The organism is Devosia psychrophila, assembly GCF_000971275.1.
GTDB classification, from domain to species: Bacteria; Pseudomonadota; Alphaproteobacteria; order Rhizobiales; family Devosiaceae; genus Devosia; species Devosia psychrophila.
In genome coordinates this window covers 1-8,751 of the sequence record NZ_LAPV01000155.1, presented here as the reverse complement: position 1 = coordinate 8,751, position 8,751 = coordinate 1, and the positions used below count along the sequence as shown (strand labels likewise).

Sequence of the window (8,751 nt, the reverse complement as noted above, 5' to 3'; positions counted from 1 at the left end):
GCTTTGATTGGCGTCTTTGCTCCGTGATGCCAGGCGCCGAAGCTCTTGCGACGAATAATCCTGCCTGATCCGAACCGAGACTGTCATGGGCGAATTTCCTTCGCCCCATGGAATCAGTAATTCCCTGAAGAAGGAATCCAAAACGAGTCACAAATAATCCCCGTTGGTATTATGGTGAATTCGTGGGTATTTGATTCAAAAAGTATCTTGTCTTGTTGCGCACATGTCTGTATTACATCACTTGCGGCGCGCATTTTTACCCTTATTATTCAATTGCTTAGCAGATTGCTGATAAAAGCACAGAATCCTGGCACCCCAGCTGGCTTGGCCTCGCGATGAGTGACCCTGCTCGAGGTGGACAATCACCTTTTCCGCACTTTCCTCGTGCTCTTACGGGCATGCGCCCAAAAGGCTCGCCCGGCGCTTGAGCCCAGCCATGGACAGCGCTTGCAATCGGTACGGGTTCTGACCACAACCTAGCCATTGCCGTCCCTCACGTTGGTCGTGCTGGGCTTGGAGGGTGAAGTTTCCTCCGCGTTATTGCGGGCCCGCGCCGAGCTCGCGGCGATCTCTTCAACAGAGTGCGGGTCGACGAGGCGAGCGAACTAGGATTGCACCTCCTCCGGGGACAGGGCTGGGCGGGCGACGGGCTCTTTGGGGCCGGCATGGGCATATCTTCTACCATGAAGCGGGTAGCAATTTTGGTTGGTGTCGCCGGTCGTGTCTTGTGCCCAATTTCACATTCCGCCTTGGCCCCGGCGCTGTCCTCGGCAACCTTGGGGTCTGGCGCAGGTCAAGGTACTGAGTAGCGTCAGCGCCCGCCACGGCGCTGCTCTTGTGACCCACATTTGCGCGAGCGTAATGAGCATGAGCTGTGCGACTGAGGTATGGCCGCATAGTAGTGCGATCTCGCTTGGCGACAGGCCCGTCGCAGCCCAACTCGCGATGGCGATGTGCCGGAAGCTATACTGCCTTGCCATGGTGGGAGATGTTTCTGGCAAGTCGTTCTGGCGATACCTGTTCCTGCTCGGCTGATTGACCAGTGCGCCTACCAACGCTGCGTATGACCCAAAACACTCTGCATTGAGGCCGGCCGTCAGCGAAATTCGAAATGCCGACTGCCTGGTGTCAAGGAAACGGCTTTAAGGTCAGGCCAGACGGCCGGGGGGTGATCGCATCCTAGAACCGGACCCGCAGCGCCAGGCGGGCAGCATGGCTGATTTCGAGCCCTCCAAGAGTTGCGGTATAGTCGAGCGACACGATCAGGTTCGGGTTGGCATGATATTCGACGCCCGCAACCACGCGCAATCGGTCGCGGCCGGTATCTAGGCCCGAGACGGTAGAAGGGCTACCGCCACCCTCCAGCGATACGGTCTGCGAGGTCCCGGTACTGCCAAAGGAATGCTGCCATATAGCGTTGCCGACCATCGACAGGCGCGCGCCGTCGTCAAGCGGCATGTCATAGCGCGCGGCAACACTGATACCGGTGTCCAACTGCCAGTTGGACGCTGCCGAAACAGTCTGGTTCAAAGATCCGGCGCCGCTTTCGGTCGCTCCGCCATGCCGTCGGTCGCGGTACCCAAGGGGGTGGCCGAGGCATGATGCTCGAAATACGCGTTGCAATTTGGTCTGGCACGAGCGAGCTTTTCTGCGAAAGACAACTGCAAAGGTACCCTATGGCAGAAGCTACGATTGAAATGGCGCGTCGTGCGATGATGAGCCTCGGATATGTGGGCAAGAAGTTTGCCGACGCTGATACCTTCCGAAAATCGCTCAAAAAGATCGATCTTAACAACGTCAAGAAGAGAGACTTGGGGCCGTTCCTTGTCGGCGCGCTGGCCGTTCACAGCTATGCAGACGACCTCTGCGACAATGTAGAGCCGCCCGATGCGTATCTTGCCGCAGTGAGCTGCTGCCGGTTCGGTGGACACGCGGTTAGGCTAACTTAGCTTGCTCTTCGTAGTCCACGGGGCTGAGATAGCCCAGCGTTGAGTGCCGCCGCCTCGGATTGTAGAAGCGCTCGATATAGTCGAACACATCGGCCTTGGCATCGTCCCTAGTGCGATAGACCTTCCGAGCGGTGCGTTCGGTCTTGAGCGAGGAGAAGAAGCTCTCCATCGCCGCATTGTCCCAGACATTGCCAGACCGGCTCATCGAGCAGGTGATGCCGTGATCGGCCATCAGCCGCTGGAACTGCTCGGATGTATATTGGCTGCCCCGGTCGGAGTGGTGCAGCAGGCTGTCGGGCTTGCCGCGACCCCAGATGGCCATGATCAGTGCATCGGTAACCAGTTGAGCGGTCATCGATGAACTCATCGACCAGCCCACCACCCGCCGGGAGTAGAGGTCGACGACCGCCGCCACATAGAGCCAACCCTGGGCTGTCCAGATGTAGGTGAAGTCGGCGATCCACTTCTGGTTTGGCGCCGAAGCCACGAACGAACGATCCAGGATGTTGGGCGAGACCGCATGGCGCTGACCGGCGTCCTTGGGCAGTCCACGCCGGCGGGGACGCGCCCGCAGGCCTTCCTGGCGCATGAGCCGCTCGATGCGATGCAGACCGGCGTCGAGCCCTTTGGCCAGCACGTCGTGCCGGACCCGCCGCGCGCCATAGGTGCGATCGCTTCCGGCAAAGCTGGACCGGATGCCTGCGACCAGCACCTCGTCATACTGAGCCCGTCTACTCGGCGAGCGGTTGAGCCAGGCATGGAAGCCAGAGCGAGACACACCGAGTGCCTCACAGATCCACGAGACCGGCCAGATCACTCGGTGCTTCGCCACAAAAGAGAACCTCATATCGAGTCCCTGGCGAAGTAGGCCGCGGCTTTTTTTAGGATATCGCGCTCCGCCTTGAGCTTGGCGACCTCGCGGCGCAGCTTCTCGATCTCAAGCTGCTCGGGCTTCATCTGCCCGTGGCCGGGGAAGGCCTGTTGCGGATTGGCGGACTGCTCACGTACCCATTTGCGCAATACGTTCACATGCAGGTCCAGATCGCGGGCCGCCTGCGCCACCGCAACGCCTCGTTCCCTGACCAGCTTAACAGCCTCGAGCTTGAACTCCCGGCTGAACTTGCGTCTCTCCATCAAAACTCTCCAGTTCCAAAACACCTTAACTCGGTGTCCTCAAAACCGGCAGCAGCTCATACCTCAAAGCCACGCAGTGTGGCTATCAAAGCAGTCTTTGTGGGCGGAATGTATCGCGCAACGTTCACTGCCAAATATCGATATCCAGACGCTCGACATATCTCGATAGCACATCCGGCGATTTCCAACCGCCGACCCGCATGATTTTGAGCACGCCGTGACCGTCCTTGGCGAGTTGCTGTGCAGCGCCGACGCGCAAAGAATGTCCAGAGATTTTACCAATGCTATCGACCATATTTGGGTGCCTTGCCGATAGCTTTTTAAGCACACGGGCGACGGTCAGGGGTTCAAGATGTCGCGGCGAAATCGTTCGACCATAGACCGGGCGGAGTAGGGGTCCTCTTAACGCATGCACTGCGGTCAGCCAGCTGGCAACAAGTCCGCTGCTCTGCGTCGATAAGTGTGCTGTTCGCCCGGCGCCGTCCGGATCGCTCTTGAGCGGCGCACCAGGATGGAAAGACGTCCGTTGTCGCGCAGCGAGAGATCGGTGATGGCGATCGAGACCAATTCTCCACGGCGACATAGCGTGTCGAAGCCGACGCTGACCATGACTTTGTCCCTTAGCCCGATCAAATCATCCGAACACACTTCCAGCAATTGGTCGCGCAGCGAGGCCGTCAGGCCCGGTACCTGACGAGGTCGCGACGGCTTAGCCCTGCGAGCACGCCGCCAGGCGAGTTCGACTTCTGGAGCCTTGGTCGGGTCAGGTAAATGGCAATGGCGATGAATTGTGCCGATGACCGCGAGGCGGTGACGGATCGTATTCGGCGAAAGTTCTTTAGCATGGGCATCGACATATTTCGCCACCGTCGCAGGTGCCGCAGGCAAAATAGGCAAGCGCCTGGCCCGGCACCATGAGGCGAAGCGGCCGAAGCCGCTCCGATAACTTGCGACGCTGTGAACGGAATATTGCGCCATCTAGCCGATCGAGGATCTTAGCCCAACTCGGCATGAGGCGTCCTTTCCGGCGTTAGGAAAGGCCTCAGCAGCTCGTCAATCTCGGCAGCTTGCAACAGCCGCCTTGTCAAAAGCTGGTCTGCCAGAGCGTCGACGGCGGCGCGATTGGTTTGGACAAGCGCGATGGCTCGCTTCAGAAGCGCTTCAAGTCGCTCGCCAACCCGCGAAGTGCCATTGAGCGCGTTTCCAGGCGTATGCACAAGGCTCCCATAACCATGCGCAACAGGGTGATGCTCAGCGTGGCTTGGGCGCCTTATTCTCGCTTGGTAGCAAATCGCTGCCGTTTTTAACGGGCAACGCGGACGTTAACGACACTTCAGGAAACAAAGTGCCGAGCGTTTGCTTTCTTGTGTAGGTATCACTACCGGTAAGTGAGGTGAGAACATTCCGATTTCAGGCCGTCTTCTGTGGGCTGATGCCGTGAAGGGGATGGCAATCGTGCTCGTTGTTTTCGGGCACGTTTTGCGAGGGGACCGGGAGGCAGGACTTCCGCACTCAGAGCAGTGGTTTAACACCCTGGATAGCGCAGTCTACCTCGTGCATATCCCAATGTTTTTCGTGGTCTCGGGTTATTTTTTCGAGCGCAGCGTGTTGAGGGACGGGCTGCTTGGCTCATTGAAAAAGCGAGCAATCGTCCTACTGTATCCTCTGCTTGTGTGGTCCTATATCACGGCAACGTTCAGGCTCGCGGCCGGTAGCGTTACCAATAGAGGTGCGATCACACCGTGGGAAGTGCTGACCTACCCGTTCGTGTTAAGCGACGTTTACTGGTTTCTCTGGGCGTTGTTCGTCATTCAAACGGTCGTCTCTTTCGTGGTCCCTTTTGCAAAAAGGCGTCCGGCAACATATTTGACTCTGGCAGCGGTCGCTTTCGGGCTTCAGTTCATAGCGCCGCCCTCCGTATACATCTCCTCGGCTCTCCACCATTTGCCGAATTTCATCGCCGGAATTTTGCTGGCGCGGTGGCTCGGCGAAAAGCAACTGCGTCTGTTTATGGCCTTCCCCGCGCTATTGATTTTTGCATTATGTGAATTCTTGAACATCAGCTTTAACTTCGGTTATGCAGACTTGACACAGAAAACAGTTTTGGAACTCTTGGCCGCAGTAAGTCTGATAGTCGCTATTCAATGCATTTATCGATCGACGGCGCGAGGGCAAATGGCTTGGCTCGGAGCACTGTCGATGCCAATTTTCGTGGCGCACGTGATCCCGGCTGCCGCTGCGAGAATAGTCCTGATGAAACTTGGGATAGAATTCTCGGCCGTGCACTTGGTAATCGAGACGGCCGTCGGCGTTCTTGTGCCCATTTTGCTCTACGTTGCGCTTTCTCGGATGAACATGGTCAAAATTGCCGGCTTGGGTCCCGATCTTTTCAGGACTGGCCAGCGCTTGGTCCCAGAGCAGGCGGCCTTTGCTGATGTTGAAAAAAGCGAGAATCAAACCAGCACTCTTCGCGTGCGCCATCCGGCAGGGTAGGGCGTTCACCAGACCGCTAACCTAATATAAAAGATAACGTTTCGTGGCATTGCCCAATCGTTCATGGTGTCGGCTCTGCAACCACGAGCGCTTATGTGTCGCCTCTAGATCAACCTTCCAGTATCGCCCTGCTCGACCGCGCGCCCGTTTTGGCGGCAACGCCTACAATCATGTTGGGTGGCCTGCCCATTGCAGTTGTAACCCGAGCGCAGGCGGCACGTCAGATGCTGGACGCCAGCCGTAGTGGCCTGCGAGGTGTTCGCCCGATTTACCTGACTTCCAGCAATGGTGAAGTGATCGCGTGGGCTGCCTCGGACAAAGCGTTTGCGCAACTATTGGTGGCCGCCGACCAGATCGTGGCCGATGGACAGCCGATGGTCGTCGCGTCACGGTTTCTTTGCAGGCTCCCATTGCCGGAGCGCATAGCGACGACCGACGTTTTCCACGACGTTGCCCGTCTTGCGGTGAAAAGTGGCCATAGCTTCTATTTTTTGGGAGCGACGCAAAAAGAAAACTTTGAGGCCGTTGAGCGCGTGCGGAAGGCCTATCCTGAGTTGAACATTGCTGGGTACAGCCACGGTTTTCTCGCCGGGGCAGAACTCGATCAAACACTGGCAGACATAAACGCGCTTGCCCCCGACATCCTTTGGCTGGCGTTGGGCGTGCCGCGCGAGCAAGAATTTATAGCGGCTCATGGCGATAAACTGCGCCAGGTGGGTGTCATCAAAACGTCTGGTGGCCTGTTCAATTTCTTATCCGGCACCAACCGGCGGGCGCCCGAGTGGATGCAACGTGCCGGCCTCGAATGGGCCTTCCGCATCTTCCTGGAGCCAAAACGCCTTTTCTGGCGCTACCTCACCACCAATCCCGTTTCCGCCTACCTCATCCTGACCCGGTCTAAGTAGAAAGGCGGATCGGGGTGCATTCCGGGCACTCTCATTGTTTCAGTTGCCGCCGCAGCTTAGGCTGGCACGCGCCTTAACTAAGTTGGTCGATAGCGCGCGCGAGTTCGCCCCCTCAGGCGTATAATTGCCTATCAACCGCGAGATCGCCGAGAACAATGTACCAGTCTCTCAAGTCTGACACTTTGCCGTCGACGCCAACGGGACCTGCCCTACGGCCGGTAAACGATGGCGACCAAAGGTACGACCGCCGGGCTGCGCCAACGTCTGGTCTTGCAAGCATCACGCCACTTCTGGTCCTAGGCTGGATCCGACGTTATTGGTTCATCGCTCTAGGTGTTGCGTTTCTGGGCACGGTTGCGGGCCTCGCCGCGGCCATTTTAATTCCTCCGCGTTACACGAGCTCGTCCGATATTCTACTCGATCCCAACGACCTTCATCTCCTCGAAGATGATATCTACTCCCGCGCTGCGACCGGCGAGTCCCAGATCATTGAGGTCGAAAGTCGAATGCGCATTCTGACCTCGGCTAGTGTGCTGGGACGCGTCGTTGACACACTGGGCCTTGCCAGCGACCCGGAATTCGTAGAACCCGGCGCTGCTGTTGGTGCCGATGCACGCATTGCAGCCCTCCGGGCTCTGGGTGATCGCGTCAAGGCTAGCCGCGAAGAGCGATCCTATATCGTAACAGCCTCCGCCTGGGGTCACACACCTGAGCAGTCAGTCATCCTGACGGACGCGGTGGTGAACGCATTTTTGGCCGAACTGGCGGGCGCAGACGCTCAAGGCGCCAGTGCGGCATCGGCAGAACTCAACCAACGGTTGCTTGAACTGGGAAATGAGGCCGCAAAAGCCGAAACCGCGGTGGTGGACTATCGTCGGCAGCATGGTTTGTCGCTAGCCAGTAACGATCAGCTCAGCACGCAATCGGCGGTCGAGATAAATGTTCAGGTCGATAGGGCGCGCCAGGTGCTCATCGATGCCGAAGCCCGCTACGCGGCACTCGTTTCCGGTCAAACTGGTTCAGATGCCCAAGGAAGCACTACCTTGAGCGAGCTTCGAGCGGAGTATGCGGTCGCGCGTCAAAAGGTGGAATCCCTTAGTGCGACCCTGGGGTCGCGCCATCCGACCCTATCGGCTGCGGCGGCAGAACTCGCCGCGCTCCAAAACGAAATCGACAATGAGTTGGGCCGGGTCGTTGAGGTCGCGCAGAACGATTTACAACGGGCTCGCGACGTTTTCGACCAGCTAAAAAACGTAGCCGCCGCGCAGTCGACCGACGTTTTCACCGACGAAACAGCGCAGCTTGAACTCCGTCAGTTAGAACGTACTGCAACGTCCGCCGTCGCCATCTACGAAACCTATCTTACTCGGGCTCGACAAACCGGGGAGCGCAGTCAGCTCAATACCAGCACCATCCGGGTTATTTCCCCAGCGTTTCCGCCCCTCGTTCGCAGCTACCCGCCTCGGACGGTCCTGCTGGTGGCGGGGGGGCTGTTCGCCGGTCTCGCCCTCGGGTTGGTGTTGGCCGCTGGTTTGGGTCTGCTTGGTATGTTGATGCGCCCGTTGCCTAAGGTCGCTATCCAAAGACGATGACGTGCAAGTGGCGTGGGTAATCCCCCCGTTTTTAACGGGGCTCTTCGGTAGAATTTACGCAGCCATTGCCAATTTCTGGGCGGGTGTTATGCCGCCGATGCCCATATTGGGCCGCTCATTGTTATAGGTCCATAGCCATTGCGTGGCGAACTCCTGGGCCTGCTGGATGGTTTCGATGATGTATTGGTCGAGCCACTCGTGCCTGACCGTGCGGTTGTAGCGTTCCACATAGGCGTTCTGCTGGGGCTTGCCGGGCTGGATGTGACGCAAGGCAATGCCTTGGCTTTGCGCCCACGCCATGAGTTTGCCACTGACATATTCCGGGCCGTTGTCGACCCTGATTGCCAATGGCTTGCCGCGCCATTCGATGATCTGGTTCAGACTACGAATGACCCGTTCAGCGGGGAGCGAGAAATCCACCTCGATGCCCAATCCCTCGCGGTTGAAGTCGTCGATGACATTGAGGAGCCGGAACTGTCGGCCGTCTCCCAAACGGTCCGCCATAAAGTCCATGGACCAGACCATGTTTGGCGCAGCGGGCACCGCCAAAACATCCGGTTTGTCTCGCTTCAGCCGCCTGCGCGGCTTGATCCTGAGGTTCAGCTCCAGCTCACGGTAGATGCGGTAAACGCGCTTGTGGTTCCAGACATGTCCCCGCACGTTACGCAGATACAGGAA

9 protein-coding genes are annotated in these 8,751 nt (G+C 58.2%); 4 read left to right on the top strand and 5 right to left on the bottom strand.

Annotated elements, in window-relative coordinates; genetic code table 11:
• Positions 1-1,179 precede the first annotated feature (1,179 nt).
• Positions 1,180-1,623 (bottom strand): autotransporter outer membrane beta-barrel domain-containing protein, encoded by a 444-nt coding sequence (locus WH91_RS17745; RefSeq protein ID WP_074797908.1) that lies wholly within the window; start codon positions 1,621-1,623, stop codon positions 1,180-1,182.
• On the opposite strand from WH91_RS17745, the gene WH91_RS17740 reads away from it, so the two are divergent.
• Positions 1,599-1,949: a hypothetical protein gene (locus WH91_RS17740; protein ID WP_158409599.1), complete on the top strand. Its 351-nt coding sequence runs from the start codon at positions 1,599-1,601 to the stop codon at positions 1,947-1,949. The genes WH91_RS17745 and WH91_RS17740 overlap by 25 nt on opposite strands.
• Here WH91_RS17740 and WH91_RS17735 read toward each other — a convergent pair.
• From WH91_RS17735 to WH91_RS24740, 3 genes are all read right to left on the bottom strand, one after another.
• A protein-coding gene (locus WH91_RS17735; protein WP_143078304.1) for an IS3 family transposase occupies positions 1,936-3,083 on the bottom strand; the annotation gives its coding sequence in 2 pieces (ribosomal slippage) (positions 1,936-2,825 and positions 2,825-3,083; 1,149 coding nt in all). The two genes, WH91_RS17740 and WH91_RS17735, sit on opposite strands and share 14 nt — an antisense overlap.
• Positions 3,084-3,207: 124 nt before the next feature.
• Positions 3,208-3,378, bottom strand: a complete 171-nt coding sequence (locus WH91_RS24745; RefSeq protein WP_158409598.1) for a site-specific integrase — start codon at positions 3,376-3,378, stop codon at positions 3,208-3,210.
• A 125-nt stretch (positions 3,379-3,503) separates the two neighbouring features.
• Positions 3,504-4,061, bottom strand: a complete 558-nt coding sequence (locus tag WH91_RS24740) for a tyrosine-type recombinase/integrase (protein ID WP_158409597.1) — start codon at positions 4,059-4,061, stop codon at positions 3,504-3,506.
• A 423-nt stretch (positions 4,062-4,484) separates the two neighbouring features.
• Between WH91_RS24740 and WH91_RS17720 the strand changes: the two genes are divergently transcribed.
• The 3 genes from WH91_RS17720 (at position 4,485) to WH91_RS17710 (ending at position 8,073) form a co-directional block, all read left to right on the top strand.
• The gene (locus WH91_RS17720; protein WP_345840347.1) at positions 4,485-5,576 is read left to right on the top strand and encodes an acyltransferase family protein; all 1,092 of its coding nucleotides are present in this window, start codon (positions 4,485-4,487) and stop codon (positions 5,574-5,576) included.
• A 95-nt stretch (positions 5,577-5,671) separates the two neighbouring features.
• Positions 5,672-6,481, top strand: a complete 810-nt coding sequence (locus tag WH91_RS17715) for a WecB/TagA/CpsF family glycosyltransferase (RefSeq protein ID WP_244542492.1) — start codon at positions 5,672-5,674, stop codon at positions 6,479-6,481.
• Between the two features lie 506 nt (positions 6,482-6,987).
• Positions 6,988-8,073 carry a GumC family protein gene (locus WH91_RS17710; RefSeq protein ID WP_158409596.1) on the top strand — a complete coding sequence of 362 codons (1,086 nt, stop codon included), beginning with the start codon at positions 6,988-6,990 and terminating at the stop codon, positions 8,071-8,073.
• A 54-nt stretch (positions 8,074-8,127) separates the two neighbouring features.
• Here WH91_RS17710 and WH91_RS17705 read toward each other — a convergent pair.
• The coding region (locus WH91_RS17705) for an IS3 family transposase (protein ID WP_046169026.1) at positions 8,128-8,751 on the bottom strand (624 nt) is incomplete at its 5' end.

Coding starts and splice junctions, on each gene's coding strand:
- WH91_RS17740 (WP_158409599.1), top strand. CDS start 1,599: ATGATGCTCGAAATACGCGTTGCAATTTGGTCTGGCACGAGCGAGCTT.
- WH91_RS24745 (WP_158409598.1), bottom strand. CDS start 3,378: ATGGTCGATAGCATTGGTAAAATCTCTGGACATTCTTTGCGCGTCGGC.
- WH91_RS24740 (WP_158409597.1), bottom strand. CDS start 4,061: ATGGCGCAATATTCCGTTCACAGCGTCGCAAGTTATCGGAGCGGCTTC.
- WH91_RS17710 (WP_158409596.1), top strand. CDS start 6,988: ATGCGCATTCTGACCTCGGCTAGTGTGCTGGGACGCGTCGTTGACACA.